The organism is Streptomyces sp. NBC_01232 (genome assembly GCF_035989885.1).
Lineage (GTDB): Bacteria > Actinomycetota > Actinomycetes > Streptomycetales > Streptomycetaceae > Streptomyces.
The window spans coordinates 1,918,130-1,933,474 of record NZ_CP108518.1 but is presented as its reverse complement, the minus strand read 5'-3'; the positions used below and the strand labels follow the sequence as shown (position 1 = coordinate 1,933,474).

Sequence of the window (15,345 nt, the reverse complement as noted above, 5' to 3'; positions counted from 1 at the left end):
CCGTGCACCGGGGCCGGACCCAGCCGTTCCACCTCCCTGTGAGGTGTGGCACGATGCTGGCTCCCCGTCACCCTTCGCACAGGAGACACCCCGCGTGCCGCACAGCCCCGCCGAGTCGGCCCCGATCTCGGAAGCCCTGGCGCACAGCCGCACCAGGCCCGTCCACTGGCTCGCCACGGCCACCGCCATGGCCGCCGTCATAGCCGTCGGAGGGCTCGTACAGCCGGCCACCGGCACACCCGCGGCCACCGGCACGGCAGCGGCCCCCGGGGAACCCCCCGCCAAGGGCCCGCAGGCCACCGCCCCGGACCCGGCGGGGGTCACGTACCCCCTCGACTGCAAGGGCGCGCCGCACACCGTCACCATCAGCGCCCAGGGCGATCTCGACGGTGACGGCCGCCCCGAGACCGTGGCCGCCGTCCGCTGCCAAGCGGGCTCCGGCACCCCGCCCCACGCGATCTACGTCCTGACCCAGGGGCCGGCCGACACCGCCCGCCCCCGCGTCGTGGCGACCCTGCTCGAAGCCGCCCGGCGGCAGACCGCCACCGAGCTGACCGTGCGCGACGGGCTCGTCACGGCGTCCCTCGTCGGCTACTCCTCGCCCGATGTGCCCCGCTACAGCCCGGACACGAAGCAGCTCGCCAAGTGGCGCTGGCACGACGGAAAATTCCGCCAGGAGCTGACGGACTCGGCCTCCAGGAGTGTTTGAAACGTCACTCCGCGTCGGGGCCGAAGACTTCCACCCTGTCCGAAACGCGCCTTACGTGAATGCAGTCCCCGGGACATTCCTTCGCCGAGTCGACCACGTCCTGGAGCAGCGTGAGCGGAACCGGAGTGGTTGCCCCCGCGTCCTGGAGCAGCTCGTCCTCCGGGCTCTTCACGTACGCCAGACCGTCAATGTCCAGCTCGAACACCTCAGGCGCGTACTGCACGCAGATCCCGTCCCCGGTGCACAGGTCCTGATCGATCCAGACCTCGAGCGGCTCGCCGGCCTCACCGGCACCGCCCGTCGGAGCCTCCTGCTGCACGGTCATATCTCCTGCCGTTCCCTGCGCTGAGTGATCCATCCCGGTCGAAACCCGCAGCAAGTCGCGCGGGCCCTGACGGGTGTTGAACAGTTCGACCTTACAACCGGCTGCTTCCCGAGTTTGATGGGTGGGTATTTCCTTGGCGTGAGGGAGTACGCAAGGGTGAAGATCGGACACACCTCTACCGTCTTTGTGATCTAGGGGTTTCAATCACCACCAGCCCAGGTAGGGTCAGGAAGCGTCCAGCTCCCCTTGGAGGAGGTGAGGACCGTGGCAGCCCACGACGACGACATCAACCGCGGCATCCGGCCCGCGCGAGGGTCCGAGGACCCCGCCGGCCAGGTTGCCTATCTCGAGCAGGAAATCGCCGTCCTGCGACGAAAGCTCGCCGACTCTCCGCGACACACGAGGATTCTCGAAGAGCGGATCGTCGAGCTCCAGACAAATCTGGCCGGCGTATCCGCACAGAACGAACGACTCGCAAATACCCTCCGTGAGGCCCGCGACCAGATCGTGGCCCTCAAGGAAGAAGTCGACCGGCTCGCACAGCCGCCGGCCGGTTTCGGTGTCTTCCTGCAGGCGAATGAGGACGGCACCGTCGACATCTTCACCGGAGGCCGAAAGCTCCGCGTGAACGTCAGCCCCAGCGTCGACCCGGAAGACCTCCGGCGCGGCCAGGAGGTCATGCTCAACGAGGCCCTCAACGTGGTCGAGGCCATGGAATTCGAGCGGGCCGGGGACATCGTCACCCTCAAGGAGATCCTCGAGGACGGCGAGCGCGCCCTGGTCGTCGGGCACACCGACGAGGAAAGGGTGGTGAGGCTCGCCGAGCCGCTCCTGGACATCACCATCCGCCCCGGCGACGCCCTGCTGCTCGAACCCCGCTCCGGCTACGTCTACGAGGTCGTCCCCAAGAGCGAGGTCGAAGAACTCGTCCTCGAAGAGGTCCCGGACATCGACTACGACAAGATCGGCGGTCTGGGCGACCAGATCGAGCTGATCCGCGACGCGGTCGAGCTCCCGTACCTCTACCCGGACCTCTTCAAGGAACACGAACTGCGGCCCCCGAAGGGCATCCTGCTCTACGGCCCGCCCGGCTGCGGCAAGACGCTCATCGCCAAGGCCGTCGCCAACTCCCTTGCCAAGAAGGTCGCCGAGGTGACCGGCCAGCCCGCCGGGAAGTCCTACTTCCTGAACATCAAGGGCCCCGAGCTCCTCAACAAGTACGTCGGCGAGACCGAGCGGCACATCCGCCTCGTCTTCCAGCGTGCCCGGGAGAAGGCGAGCGAGGGCACCCCCGTCATCGTCTTCTTCGACGAGATGGAATCCCTCTTCCGCACCCGCGGATCCGGAGTCAGCTCGGACGTGGAGAACACCATCGTCCCCCAGCTGCTCGCCGAGATCGACGGCGTGGAAGGCCTGGAGAACGTCATCGTCATCGGCGCCTCCAACCGCGAGGACATGATCGACCCGGCCATCCTGCGGCCCGGCCGCCTCGACGTGAAGATCAAGATCGAGCGTCCGGACGCCGAGGCCGCGAAGGACATCTTCGCGAAGTACCTCAAGGCCTCGCTGCCCCTGCACACGGACGACCTGTCCGAACACCAGGACTCGCGGCCCGGCACCGTCCACAGCATGATCCAGACCGTCGTCGAGCAGATGTACGCGGAAACCGAGGAGAACCGCTTCCTCGAGGTCACGTACGCCAACGGCGACAAGGAAGTCCTCTACTTCAAGGACTTCAACTCGGGCGCGATGATCCAGAACATCGTCGACCGTGCCAAGAAGATGGCGATCAAGGCCTTCCTCGAACACAACCAGAAGGGCCTGCGGGTCTCCCACCTGCTCCAGGCCTGCGTGGACGAGTTCAAGGAGAACGAGGACCTGCCCAACACCACCAACCCGGACGACTGGGCCCGGATCTCCGGAAAGAAGGGCGAGCGGATCGTATTCATCCGCACGCTCGTCACCGGAAAGCAGGGCGCGGACACCGGACGCTCCATCGACACGGTGGCGAACACCGGTCAGTACCTCTGACCCGGAGCGGCTGCGGATGCCCTCCCCGGGCATCCGCAGCCGACTGCTTTACCCCGCCGCTTCACCCCACCCCATTACCGGCCGCTTTCAGCCGGTGACGAGGCGGATCCAATGACGGAAATGATCTCCCCACGAGCGCGCAGTGGTTCTAGGCTCTTCCGTACCGCCGGACGCGCAGTGCGGGGACGGGCACCGCACAGTCACACGCACCGGAGCACCAGCGGTACTTGAGCGCCGCTCCCGAAAGGGGAGCGCCGCCGGGCAAGGAGGGCCGCATGACCGTACGGCGAGTAATGGGGATCGAGACGGAGTACGGGATCTCCGTCCCGGGGCACCCGAACGCCAATGCCATGCTCACCTCGTCCCAGATCGTCAACGCCTACGCGGCGGCGATGCACCGGGCGCGACGCGCCCGCTGGGACTTCGAGGAGGAGAATCCGCTGCGGGACGCCCGCGGCTTCGACCTCGCCCGCGAGGCCGCCGACAACAGCCAGCTGACCGACGAGGACATCGGCCTCGCCAACGTCATCCTCACGAACGGCGCACGGCTCTACGTCGACCACGCACACCCCGAGTACAGCTCGCCCGAGATCACCAACCCGCTCGACGCCGTCCTCTGGGACAAGGCCGGCGAGCGGATCATGGCCGAGGCGGCCGTCCGCGCCGCCCAGCTGCCCGGCGCCCAGCCGATCCACCTCTACAAGAACAACACCGACAACAAGGGCGCCTCCTACGGCACGCACGAGAACTACCTGATGAAGCGGGAGACCCCCTTCTCGGAGATCGTGCGCCACCTGACCCCCTTCTTCGTCTCCCGGCAGGTCGTGACCGGCGCGGGACGCGTGGGCATCGGACAGGACGGCCGCGAACACGGCTTCCAGATCAGCCAGCGCGCGGACTACTTCGAGGTCGAGGTCGGCCTGGAGACCACCCTGAAGCGGCCCATCATCAATACCCGGGACGAGCCGCACTCGGACGCCGAGAAGTACCGCCGGCTGCACGTGATCATCGGAGACGCCAACCTCTCCGAGATCTCCACCTACCTCAAGCTCGGCACCACGGCCCTGGTGCTGTCCATGATCGAGGACCAGTTCATCAGCGTCGACCTCGCCGTCGACCAGCCCGTACGCACCCTGCACCAGGTCTCCCACGACCCCGACCTGAAGCACCTCATCACGCTGCGCAGCGGCCGGACACTGACCGCGGTGCAGCTGCAGATGGAGTACTTCGAGCTGGCGCGGAAGTACGTGGACGAACGTTTCGGGGCTGACGCCGACGAGCAGACCAAGGACGTGCTGGGCCGCTGGGAGGACGTCCTGGGCCGGCTGGAGAGCGACCCGATGAGCCTGTCGGGGGAGCTGGACTGGATCGCCAAGCGGGAGATCCTGGAGGGCTACCGGCGCCGGGACGGGCTGGAGTGGGACGCGGCGCGGCTGCACCTGGTGGACCTCCAGTACTCGGACGTACGGCCCGAGAAGGGCCTGTACAACCGCCTGGTGGCCCGCGGCAAGATGAAGCGGCTGGTGGAGGAGCCCGCGGTGGAGCGGGCTCAGAGCAAGCCTCCGGAGGACACCCGGGCGTACTTCCGCGGCCGCTGCCTGGAGCAGTACGCGGACGACGTCGCCGCGGCCTCCTGGGACTCGGTGATCTTCGACCTCCCGGGCCGCGATTCGCTCCAGCGGGTCCCGACGCTGGAACCCCTGCGGGGGACCCGCAACCACGTCAAGGAGCTCCTGGACCGTTGCCGCACGGCGGAGGACCTGGTCCGGGTGCTTTCGGGGCAGTGAGCGCGGCTGAAAGGCCTCCGGTCCGGGAATCATGAAGAGAGCCGGACGTTGCGCCGGAGCTTTTGAACAACTACGGGGACGAATGTCGGACCCTCCTTGTAGGGTCCGACGTAGGGTCTGATCTTGGGAGATCCCGATCCGGGGTCTCTCTGTGTGAGCGTGCGAACCGAGCGGGGTGAGGTAGACATGGCGACCAAGGACACCGGCGGCGGACAGCAGAAGGCGACGCGCTCGACCGAGGAGGTCGAGGAGGCGGCGGTCGAGGAATCGACCGACCTCAAGGAGCGCCAGGAGAAGCTCTCCGACGACGTCGACTCCGTACTTGACGAGATTGACGATGTACTCGAGGAGAACGCCGAGGACTTCGTGCGAAGCTTCGTTCAAAAGGGTGGCCAGTAAGGCCTCTTGACCTTCGAATCGAAGGCCAGGTGCGGAGTGACGGTTCGGACGGTGCGGCCAAGGTGTCCGCACCGTCCGGTCATGAGCGGTGCCTGAATGCCGCTGAGGACGCTGTCCGCCCCTCCGCCGAACGGGTTCGGCAGAGCAGGTGGATCACGATCATCAGACGGGTAAGGTCCGAGGCGTACGGTGCTTCCGCTGCGAAGCGGCACCGGCGCAGTTCAAGGATCGGCCGGACGTCATGAGGCGTGCAGCCGCTTACGTGGAAGGAAACCTGTGGAACCCAACACTCGTAGCACAGGGCGTCTACCGGCAGCCTTCCTGACGCCGGGGTCCTCGTCCTTCATGGACTTCCTCGGGGCGCACTCGCCCGAGATGCTGCCCGGCAACCGCAAGCTGCCCGAGGGTGTCGTCGAGGCGCCGCACGGGACGACCATCGTCGCCGCGACCTTCCCCGGAGGCGTCGTCCTCGCCGGTGACCGGCGCGCGACCATGGGGAACATGATCGCGCAGCGGGACATCGAGAAGGTCTTCCCCGCCGACGAGTACTCCGCCGTCGGAATCGCCGGTACGGCCGGCCTGGCCGTGGAGATGGTGAAGCTGTTCCAGCTGGAGCTGGAGCACTTCGAGAAGGTGGAGGGGGCGACCCTCTCCCTGGAGGGCAAGGCGAACCGCCTCTCGACCATGATCCGGAGCAATCTGGGGATGGCCATGCAGGGCCTGGCCGTCGTGCCGCTGTTCGCGGGCTACGACGAGGCCAAGGAGAAGGGCCGGATCTTCTCCTACGACGTGACCGGCGGCCGCTCCGAGGAGCACGGGTACGCCGCCACCGGCTCCGGTTCGATCTTCGCCCGGGGCTCCATGAAGAAGCTCTTCCGCCCCGATCTGACGGAGGAGCAGGCCACCACCCTGGTCGTCCAGGCGCTGTACGACGCGGCCGACGACGACTCGGCGACCGGTGGGCCGGACCTGTACCGCCACATCTACCCGATCGTCACCGTCATCACGGACGAGGGATTCCGCAGGCTGACCGACGACGAGTCGCAGGAGCTCGCCCGTACGGTCACCAACCGTCGGCTGGAGCAGCCCGACGGCCCGCGCGCCGCCCTGCTCTGACCATCCGTCGCCCCTCCCCCGGACCGCGTCCGGGGGGTCCCCCATCCGCCCAGAAGAAAGGGACGGACAGCCGGTGTCGACTCCGTTCTATGTGTCACCCCAGCAGGCCATGGCCGACCGGGCGGAATACGCCCGCAAGGGCATCGCCCGAGGTCGCAGCCTGGTCGTGCTGCAGTATGCCGACGGCATCGTGTTCGTCGGCGAGAACCCGTCCCGTGCGCTGCACAAGTTCAGCGAGATCTACGACCGGATCGGCTTCGCGGCCGCCGGCAAGTACAACGAGTACGAGAACCTGCGGATCGGTGGTGTGCGGTACGCGGATCTGCGCGGATACACCTACGACCGTGACGATGTGACGGCCCGTGGACTGGCGAACGTCTACGCGCAGACGCTCGGCACCATCTTCTCCTCGGCCGGTGAGAAGCCGTACGAGGTGGAGCTGGTGGTCGCGGAGGTCGGTGCGACTGCCGCGGGCGACCAGATCTACCGGCTGCCGCACGACGGGTCGATCGTGGACGAGCACGGCTCGGTCGCGGTCGGCGGCAATGCCGAGCAGATCAGTACCTTCCTGGACCAGCGTCACCAGGACGGGATGACCCTGTCGGAGGCGCTGAAGCTGGCTGTGCAGGCGCTGTCCAGCCAGGCCAACGGCGCCGACAAGGCGATTCCGGCCGAGCGGCTGGAGGTCGCGGTGCTGGACCGGACGCGTGCGCAGCAGCGCAAGTTCAAGCGGATCCGTGGCCGGCAGCTGTCGCGGCTGCTGGAGGCGGACGTGACGGCGGCGGTGCAGGCCGATGCCGTGTCGAACGACGAGGCGCCGGAGGACGACGCCGAGTAGTCGCAGTGCGATGAGCCCCGGTCCGCCGTTTCGGCGGGCCGGGGCTCCGTCGTGTCCGGGGGCCGGCTCAGGTGGTGGGGGCGGGGCCGGAGGAGTCGCGGACGACGAGCCGGACGGGGAGGTCGGGAGCGGTCCAGGTGCTGCCTTCGAGGACGGCGAGGAGTGCGGTCATGCCCTGTTCGCCGACGCGTTCGGCGGGGAGGTGGACGGTGGTGAGCTCGGGTTCGACGGCGGTGGCGAGAGCGAGGTCGTCGAAGCCGGTGATGGAGAGGTCCTCGGGGATGCGCAGGCCCAGGCGACGGGCGGCCTTGCAGGCGCCGGCGGCCAGGATGTCGTCGTCGCAGACGATCGCGGTGGGGCGGTCCCGGGGGCTCGCCAGGGCACTCTCCATGGCCGTACGGGCGCCGTCGACGGTGAGGGGGGACCGTACGGTGCGCAGCTCGGTGCCGGGACCCAGGAGGGCGCCGAGGGCTTCGGCGCGGGTGTCGAAGGTCCAGGAGTCCACGGCGGAGGCGAGGTGGAGGAAGCGGCGGTGGCCGAGGGCGAGGAGGTGCTCGGTGATCTGGCGCATTCCGTCGGCCATGGCGAGGTTGACGTGGGCGGCGGCGGTGCCGGCCGCGGGGTCGCTGTCGAGCATGACGAGGGGGAGGCTGTTGCCGCCGATGGCGTCGAGGGCGTCGGCGGCCATGGAGGAGGCGATGACCCCGTCGAGGGCGGCGCGGGCGGAGGCGAAGGGGTCACGGGCCGGGCCGGTGCCGTCGGGGGAGGGGTACAGGACGACGCCGAAGCCGTGTTCGGCGGCGACGCGGGCGGCTCCGGTGTAGACGCGGGCGAAGAACTCGTTGGTGAGGGCGGGGACGACGAGGAGCGCGGTGCGAGTGCTGCCGAGGCGCAGGTTGCGGGCGGCGAGGTTGGGGCGGTAGCCGAGGCGGGTGGCGGTTTCGCGGACGAGGGTGGCGGTGCGTTCGGACACGCGGCCGGGCCATTTGCCGGCGAGGACGAGGGAGACGGTGGCCTGTGAGACCCCGGCGGCGGTGGCCACGTCGCGGCTGGTGGGTCTCGTCACACGGTGCTCCTGAAGTGCAGGGTCGGGCGGTGTCGCCGGGTCCGTGGGGTGGACCCGCGGACTGCGGCCATGGTACGTATGACACGTATAGTTATACGTATTACTTGGTACTCCCGGTTGGATCCGGGCAGAAGGGGGCGGACATGGCCGCGGGATACGCGGAGCTGCTGAGGACCCGGCACGCCGCGAGGCTGCTGGCGGGCACGCTCGTGGGCCGGCTGCCCAATGCCACCGGGCCGATCGCGATCGTGCTGTTCACGCGCGCCGAGGGCGGCAGCTACAGCCTGGCGGGGGCGCTGGCCGCCGCCTACGGGCTGGCGAACGCCGTGGGGCAGCCGCTGCTGGGCCGGGCCGTGGACCTGTTCGGGCAGCCAAGGGTCCAGCTGCCGGCCGCGGTGGTCTCGGCACTCGGCATGGTGTGGCTGGCGCTCGCGGGCACGGGGTCGGCTCTGGCGGCGTACGCCGCGGTGGTGGTCGCGGGGCTCTTCACGCCGCCCCTGGAGGGCGGGCTGCGGGCCCTGTGGCCGGGTGTGCTGGGCGGCCGTGAGGAGAAGGTGCACGCCGCGTACGCGATGGACGCGGTGGCCCAGGAAGTCATGTTCACGGTCGGTCCGCTGCTGGTGACGCTGTTCGTCGCGATGTGGTCCCCGGCCGGGGCGCTGCTGGCGCTGAACGCGATCGGCGTGCTGGGCGCGCTGTCCGTGGTGGTCAGTGAGCCGTCGCGGAAGTGGCGCTCGGCGCCTCGCGAGGCGCACTGGCTGGGTGCGCTGCGTTCGCGGGGGCTGCTGGCGCTGCTCGGCGCGTTCTTCTTCGTGGGTACGGCGCTGGGTTCGATCACGGTGGCCGGTGTGGCGTACGCGGACGAGCACGGCGGTCAGGCGGTGTACGGCTGGCTGATGGCGGCCCTGGGGCTGGGCGCGCTGATCGGTGGCGTCTTCTACGGTGCGCGGCAGTGGGCGGGTGCGCCGGAGCGGCGGCTGCGGCTGCTGGTGGGCCTGCTGGCGGTCTGCTATCTGCCGCTGATGCTGGTTCCGGGTCCGGTGTCCATGACCGGGCTGGCGGCGCTGTCGGGCGTGTTCCTGGCGCCGGCGCTGGCGTGCGCGTTCATCGTCGTGGACCGGCACGCTCCGGCGGGCACGGTGACGGAGGCGTTCTCCTGGCTGGTGACGTTCTTCGGGGTGGGTGCGGCGATCGGGACGGCGGCGGCGGGGCCGGCTGTGGAGCTGGGCGGTACCGCGGCGGGCTTCGGCGTGGCGAGCGTGGCGGGCTTCTCGGCGCTGCTGGTCCTGATGGTCACTCAGCGGGCGCTGGCAACCGGCGGCCGCAGCCGCGCGGTGGCGGCTTCGCCTGACGGTGCGTCGGAAGGCTTCCGTGACGTGCCGTCACATGTCTCGCCGACGGGCTGAGCGGTGGTGCGCGGGATGGGCCGATCGGGCCGTGATCGGGGCGCCCATTCGGCCCGCTGACGGGAACTGATCGAAACGGCGCTCCCGAACCCGGTTTCAGAAGAGGGCAGAAGGCGTAATGTTCAGTCATGGACCGCCGCATTTTCGGGCTGGAGAACGAGTACGGCGTCACGTGCACGTTCAGGGGACAGCGCCGACTGTCTCCTGACGAAGTGGCGCGCTACCTCTTCCGCCGTGTTGTGTCATGGGGCCGCAGCAGCAATGTCTTCCTGCGGAACGGCGCCCGCCTGTACCTCGACGTGGGTTCGCATCCGGAATATGCAACTCCCGAATGCGACAACGTGACCGAGCTGGTCACACACGACAAAGCAGGCGAGCGCATTCTCGAAGGTCTGCTCGTCGACGCCGAACGCCGCCTGCACGAGGAGGGAATCGCGGGCGACGTCTATCTCTTCAAGAACAACACCGACTCGGCGGGCAACTCGTACGGCTGCCACGAGAACTACCTGGTGGCCCGGCACGGGGAATTCTCCCGCCTGGCGGACATTCTCATTCCGTTCCTTGTCACGCGGCAGCTGATCTGCGGCGCCGGCAAGGTGCTGCAGACGCCGCGGGGTGCGGTCTACTGCGTGAGCCAGCGGGCCGAGCACATCTGGGAGGGCGTCAGCTCTGCCACGACCCGCTCGCGGCCGATCATCAACACCCGGGACGAGCCGCACGCGGACGCCGAGCGCTACCGCAGGCTGCACGTCATCGTCGGTGACTCGAACATGTCCGAGACGACCATGCTGCTCAAGGTCGGGGCCACCGACCTGGTGCTGCGCATGATCGAGGCGGGCACGGTGATGCGGGACCTGACCCTGGAGAACCCGATCCGGGCGATCCGCGAGGTCAGCCACGACATCACGGGTCAGCGCAAGGTGCGCCTGGCGAGCGGCCGGGAGGCCTCCGCACTGGAGATCCAGCGGGAGTACTACGACAAGGCGGTGGACTTCGCCGAGCGCCGGGGCATTCGTACCGGCGTGGTGGACCAGGTGCTGGAGCTGTGGGGTCGCACGCTCGACGCGATCGACGCGGAGGACCTGGACCGGATCGGGACCGAGATCGACTGGGTCATGAAGTACCAGCTGATCGAGCGGTACCGGGCCAAGCACAACATGACCATGTCGAATCCGCGGGTGGCTCAGATAGACCTCGCGTATCACGACATCCACCGTCGGCGCGGTCTGTACTACCTGCTGGAGCGCAAGGGGCAGGCGGCACGGATCTGCAACGACCTCAAGATCTTCGAGGGCAAGTCGGTGCCCCCGCAGACGACGCGTGCGCGGCTGCGCGGCGACTTCATCCGCCGGGCGCAGGAGCAGCGGCGGGACTTCACGGTCGACTGGGTGCACCTGAAGCTCAATGATCAGGCGCAGCGGACGGTGCTGTGCAAGGACCCGTTCCGGTCGGTGGACGACCGGGTGGAGAAGCTGATCGCCGGCATGTAGGACCGCAGAGCGGCCGCAGAGTGGCCGCAGTGTGACATCGCACTCGTCACCAGGGCCCCGTACGTCTCTCGTACGGGGCCCTGCGCACGGCTTAGAGTGGCGAGCGACCGCTTTGCCGTCTGAGATCTGAGGAACCCGTGCGCCGACTTGCCGGCCTGCTTGTCGTACCCCTCCTGCTGCTGACGACCGCAGCGTGTGGCGACGACAGCGGCTCCGACTCCGCCCAGATGAAGAACGGGGCTCCCGCGATCACCAAGGGTGCCGCGTTCGGGGAGACGCCCACCCTGTCGAAGGGGAAGGGCACGCCGCCCAAGGAGCTGAAGGTGGTGACCATCAGCGAGGGCACCGGGCAGGTGCTGAAGAAGAACGACATCGCGCAGGTCAACTACCTCGGTCAGGTGTGGGACGGCAAGGAGCCGTTCGACCAGAGCTTCGGGCGGCCCGCGCCGTTCGACCTGACCATCGGCGCCGGCGCCGTCATCAAGGGCTGGGACCAGGGCCTCGAGGGTCAGAAGGTCGGCAGCCGCGTCGAGCTCGTGATCCCGCCGGAGCTCGGCTACGGCGCCCAGGGTTCGGGCGAGAAGATCAAGCCGAACGCCACGCTGGTCTTCGTCGTGGACATCGTCAAGGGCGCCACCGTCCCGGCCTCGGCCACGGGCAAGGAAGTCGCCCAGGAGAACAAGGACCTGCCCAAGGTCGGCACGAACGCGGACGGCAAGGAAGTCTCCGTGACCGTCCCGAAGGACACCGCCGAGCCGGCCAAGCTGGTCTCGAACTACGTCCTCGAGGGTGACGGCGCGGTCGTGAAGGACACCGACAGCGTCGTCGTCAAGTTCAACGGCAAGACCTGGAAGGACGACAAGTCCTTCGAGAGCACCTACACCAGTGACCAGACGGTCACCTGGCCGCTGGGTGAGCTTTCGGTCAAGGGTCTGAAGGAAGGCCTGATCGGCAAGAAGGTCGGCAGCCGCATCCTGCTGGTCATCCCGCCGGACATGGCCTTCGGCGACAAGGAGCAGGGCACCATCCCGGCGAAGTCGACGCTGGTCTTCAGCCTCGACATCCTCGCCGTGATGTAAGACTGTTCCGGTTGACCGTTTCGTACGTATGAGGAGAAGTTCCGTGAGTGACCTCCAGAAGCCCGAGATCGACTTCCCCGAGGGCGACGCCCCCAAGGACCTCGTGATCAAGGATGAATGGGTCGGTGAGGGCGCGGAGGCCAAGAAGGGCGACCTCGTCTCCGTGCACTACGTGGGCGTGGCCTTCTCCACCGGTGAGGAGTTCGACGCCTCCTGGAACCGCGGTTCCGCGCTGCAGTTCCAGCTCGGTGTCGGCCAGGTCATCGCCGGCTGGGACCAGGGCGTCCAGGGCATGAAGGTCGGCGGCCGCCGCAAGCTGGTCATCCCCGCCCACCTCGCCTACGGCGACCGTGGCGCGGGCGGCGCGATCGCCCCGGGCGAGACGCTGATCTTCGTCTGCGACCTGGTCAAGGTCGGCTGATCCGGACATCCGCGATCGGTGCAGGGGCCCCCGCCGTCCGGCGGGGGCCCCTCGCTTTTGCCCGGACGCGCCGGGGCGGTACGGTCAGCGGTCACGGGCTCGTCCATCCGGGCGTGCCCGTGTGACGGTCCGACGGATGTGCAGGCGGAGAAGGGCGGAAGGGCGTCGATGGCGATTGCCAAGGCCGAGCGGCTGATGAATCTGGCGCTGTGTCTGCTGGGGACCCGCCGGCCGCTCAGCAAGCGCGAGTTGCGCGGTTCCATCGAGGCCTACATGGAGGCCGGCAACGACGAGTCCTTCAACCGCATGTTCGAGCGGGACAAGGACGATCTGCGCGAACTCGGCCTCGTCATCGAGACGGTGGAGAACCTGGACGGCGAGACGGGCTACTTGGCCCGCCGCGACAGCAACCGGCTGCCTCCCGTCTCGCTGGACGCCGAGGAGGCCGCCGCCCTGGGGCTGGCGGCCAAGGTGTGGCAGCAGGCACGGCTGGCGGGGGCCGCCAGCGGGGCCCTGCAGAAGCTGCGCGCGGGCGGGATGCCCGAGGCGGAGGACCCGTACGAGGGTCAGCACAGCGCGATCGAGCCGCGCATCCCGGTCCACGAGGCGGCCTTCGAGCCGTTGATGCTGGCCTGCCGGGACCGTCGGCCGGTGGTCTTCGACTACCGCAAGTCCACCGCAGCCCGCCCCGAGGCCCGTCAGGTCGAGCCCTGGGCGCTGGAATGCTGGCGCGGCCACTGGTACCTGGCCGGCTACGACCGGGACCGCGGCGCGGAGCGGGTGTTCCGGCTCTCCCGGATCACCGGCAAGGTCCGTTCCCGGGCCGCGAAGTACACCGCCGAGGTGCCGGACGTGGTGACCGTACGGGAGACCGTGGCGAGCTGGGCCGGGGAGAGCGCGGACCGCAGCGCGCTGATCCGGCTGAGGGCCGGGGCGGGCTACCCGCTGCGGGCCAAGGCCACCGCGGTGCGCGAGGGCGGGAACGGCTGGGACGAGCTGGAGATCCCGTACGGGCACGGGCTGGACGCCTGGCTGGTGGAGTTCGGGCCCGACGTCGTCGTGGTCGGCCCCGCCGACCTGCGGGCGGACGTCGTGGACCGGCTGCGGGCCGTCGCCGGGGCCTGACGGCGTCCGTGGGCCCGGCGGCCGATCCGCGGCCGCACCGTTCGACAACAGCGACATCCACAGACGTGCCCTGAGGGGGAGACGTACCAGCATGGCTGCCAACGCCATCGACCAGACCCGCCGGATGCTGTCCCTGGTGACGTACCTGCGCGAGCGCCCCGGTGCGCACGTCGCGGACGTCGCGCGCGCCTTCGGGATCACCGAGGACGAGCTGATCTCGGACCTCGACGTGCTGCCCATGTGCGGGACGAGCTTCCGGGGCGGGGACCTGCTCGACATCGACACCGACGGGGAGCGCATCTGGTGGCGCAATCCCGATGCCTCGGGGGAGTCCACCGCGGAGCCGCTGCGCCTCGCCGCCGACGAGGCGACCGCGCTGCTGGTGGCCGCGCGCGCGGTGGCCACCCTGCCCGGGCTGCGCGAGAGCGACCGGGACGCCCTGCTGCGCGCCACGGCCAAGCTGGAGGCGGCCGCGGGCGAGGTGGCCGGGGCCAGCTCCCGGCTGTCGGTGACCTTCGAGTCCGAGGGCGGGGTCTTCGCGGACGTCGACCGGGCCATCGCGGAGCGCCGACGGCTGTGGGTGCGCTACTACTCCCCGGCGCGCGACGAGCTCACCGAGCGCAAGGTCGACCCGATCCGGCTCTTCGCCGTGGGCCACACGTACATGGAGGGCTGGTGCCACCTCTCCGAGGCCCGGCGCACCTTCCGCCTCGACCGGGTCGCTGAGATCCGGCTGCTGGACGAGCGGGCCGAGCCGCCCGCCATCGAGCCGCGCGACCTGTCCGAGGGCCTGGTCCAGCCGGCCGCCGAGGACCCGGAGGTCGTGGTCGAGGTGGGGCCGGGCGGGCGCTGGGTCGCCGAGTACTACCCGCACGACAGCGCGGAGGAGCTGACCGGGGGCGGCCTGCGGATCACGCTGCGCAGCCCGGACCCGGCCTCGTTGCGGAGGCTCGCGCTGCGGCTCGGGCGCGAGGGGCGGATCGTCGCCCCCGCAGAGCTGGCGGAGAGCGCGCGGAGCGCCGCTCGAGACGCACTCGCGGGGTACGGGGAACAGGTCTGAGGGGGAGCGCGGTCGATGTCGCCAACGTCCGGACCCGTCGCCTTCAAGGCATCTTGTCCCGATTGCCGGGCCCGTTTCGAGCTGGACGCGGGTGCCCTGCGGCTGGCCATCGGCGGCAGCCGGCGGGCCACCTTCTACTCCTTCACGTGTCCTGAATGTGGTGCCGCCGTACGCAAACCGGCCGGTGAGCGCATCGTGGAACTGCTGACCGGCGGTGGCGTGAGCACCCTGCGCAGCATCTGAACCGGCCGGTGGCCTAGGCTCGCCCCATGCTGTGGCCGATGTTCGCAATTGCCCTGGGCTTCCTCGGAGTGGCCGTGCTCGCCGTGCTGGCCGTGCGCGTGTACGGGGAGGTGCGCAGGCTGTCCGCGCAGGTGGCGCAGGCCAGCCGCCGGATCACGGACGCCTCGGCCGATCTCGAGCGGGCCGCCGTCGACCTCGCCCGGGCGGGACACGGCGTACATCCGTAACAATCGGGACCAATGCGTGTGAC

Annotated in this window: 16 protein-coding genes and 1 pseudogene; 15 read left to right on the top strand and 2 right to left on the bottom strand. The window is 69.4% G+C overall.

What is annotated here, in order from left to right:
• Positions 1-94: 94 nt before the first annotated feature.
• A complete protein-coding gene (locus OG444_RS09155) occupies positions 95-709 on the top strand; it encodes a hypothetical protein (protein ID WP_327261680.1) in 615 nt (204 codons plus the stop codon).
• Positions 710-713: 4 nt separating this feature from the next.
• Here OG444_RS09155 and OG444_RS09150 read toward each other — a convergent pair whose 3' ends face one another.
• On the bottom strand, positions 714-1,034 hold the full coding sequence (locus OG444_RS09150; RefSeq protein ID WP_030723362.1) for a ferredoxin: 321 nt from the start codon (positions 1,032-1,034) through the stop codon (positions 714-716).
• Positions 1,035-1,298: 264 nt separating this feature from the next.
• On the opposite strand from OG444_RS09150, the gene arc reads away from it, so the two are divergent.
• The 6 genes and pseudogenes from arc to prcA all read left to right on the top strand — a co-directional run bounded on the left by arc (position 1,299) and on the right by prcA (position 7,205).
• The gene (arc, locus tag OG444_RS09145) at positions 1,299-3,065 is read left to right on the top strand and encodes a proteasome ATPase (protein ID WP_327261679.1); all 1,767 of its coding nucleotides are present in this window, start codon (positions 1,299-1,301) and stop codon (positions 3,063-3,065) included.
• Between the two features lie 275 nt (positions 3,066-3,340).
• The gene (gene dop / locus OG444_RS09140) at positions 3,341-4,852 is read left to right on the top strand and encodes a depupylase/deamidase Dop (RefSeq protein ID WP_327261678.1); all 1,512 of its coding nucleotides are present in this window, start codon (positions 3,341-3,343) and stop codon (positions 4,850-4,852) included.
• 186 nt (positions 4,853-5,038) lie between these two features.
• Positions 5,039-5,251: a ubiquitin-like protein Pup gene (locus OG444_RS09135; protein ID WP_030016348.1), complete on the top strand. Its 213-nt coding sequence runs from the start codon at positions 5,039-5,041 to the stop codon at positions 5,249-5,251.
• A 145-nt stretch (positions 5,252-5,396) separates the two neighbouring features.
• Positions 5,397-5,576, top strand: a pseudogene (locus OG444_RS09130) (endonuclease domain-containing protein); the annotation flags it as partial.
• Entirely contained in the window at positions 5,528-6,367 is an 840-nt protein-coding gene (gene prcB, locus OG444_RS09125; protein ID WP_327261677.1) for a proteasome subunit beta, read from the top strand. The pseudogene OG444_RS09130 and the gene prcB, both read left to right, overlap by 49 nt.
• A 73-nt stretch (positions 6,368-6,440) precedes the next feature.
• On the top strand, positions 6,441-7,205 hold the full coding sequence (gene prcA, locus OG444_RS09120) for a proteasome subunit alpha (protein ID WP_030723373.1): 765 nt from the start codon (positions 6,441-6,443) through the stop codon (positions 7,203-7,205).
• 67 nt (positions 7,206-7,272) lie between these two features.
• On the opposite strand, the gene OG444_RS09115 is transcribed toward prcA, so the two are convergent.
• Entirely contained in the window at positions 7,273-8,271 is a 999-nt protein-coding gene (locus OG444_RS09115; RefSeq protein ID WP_327261676.1) for a LacI family DNA-binding transcriptional regulator, read from the bottom strand.
• Between the two features lie 143 nt (positions 8,272-8,414).
• On the opposite strand from OG444_RS09115, the gene OG444_RS09110 reads away from it, so the two are divergent.
• The 8 genes from OG444_RS09110 to OG444_RS09075 all read left to right on the top strand — a co-directional run bounded on the left by OG444_RS09110 (position 8,415) and on the right by OG444_RS09075 (position 15,322).
• Complete coding sequence (locus tag OG444_RS09110) at positions 8,415-9,677, top strand: MFS transporter (protein WP_327261675.1); 1,263 nt, start codon at positions 8,415-8,417, stop codon at positions 9,675-9,677.
• 128 nt (positions 9,678-9,805) lie between these two features.
• The gene (gene pafA / locus OG444_RS09105; protein WP_030016332.1) at positions 9,806-11,167 is read left to right on the top strand and encodes a Pup--protein ligase; all 1,362 of its coding nucleotides are present in this window, start codon (positions 9,806-9,808) and stop codon (positions 11,165-11,167) included.
• Positions 11,168-11,304: 137 nt separating this feature from the next.
• A complete protein-coding gene (locus tag OG444_RS09100; protein WP_327261674.1) occupies positions 11,305-12,246 on the top strand; it encodes an FKBP-type peptidyl-prolyl cis-trans isomerase in 942 nt (313 codons plus the stop codon).
• Between the two features lie 28 nt (positions 12,247-12,274).
• Positions 12,275-12,667, top strand: coding sequence for an FKBP-type peptidyl-prolyl cis-trans isomerase (locus tag OG444_RS09095; protein WP_327261673.1), 393 nt, complete (start codon positions 12,275-12,277; stop codon positions 12,665-12,667).
• 168 nt (positions 12,668-12,835) lie between these two features.
• Positions 12,836-13,792: a helix-turn-helix transcriptional regulator gene (locus tag OG444_RS09090; RefSeq protein ID WP_327261672.1), complete on the top strand. Its 957-nt coding sequence runs from the start codon at positions 12,836-12,838 to the stop codon at positions 13,790-13,792.
• A 91-nt stretch (positions 13,793-13,883) separates the two neighbouring features.
• The gene (locus OG444_RS09085) at positions 13,884-14,852 is read left to right on the top strand and encodes a helix-turn-helix transcriptional regulator (RefSeq protein WP_327261671.1); all 969 of its coding nucleotides are present in this window, start codon (positions 13,884-13,886) and stop codon (positions 14,850-14,852) included.
• Positions 14,853-14,867: 15 nt separating this feature from the next.
• Positions 14,868-15,095 (top strand): hypothetical protein, encoded by a 228-nt coding sequence (locus OG444_RS09080; protein WP_327261670.1) that lies wholly within the window; start codon positions 14,868-14,870, stop codon positions 15,093-15,095.
• Between the two features lie 26 nt (positions 15,096-15,121).
• Positions 15,122-15,322, top strand: coding sequence for a hypothetical protein (locus OG444_RS09075; RefSeq protein ID WP_327261669.1), 201 nt, complete (start codon positions 15,122-15,124; stop codon positions 15,320-15,322).
• Positions 15,323-15,345: the final 23 nt, after the last annotated feature.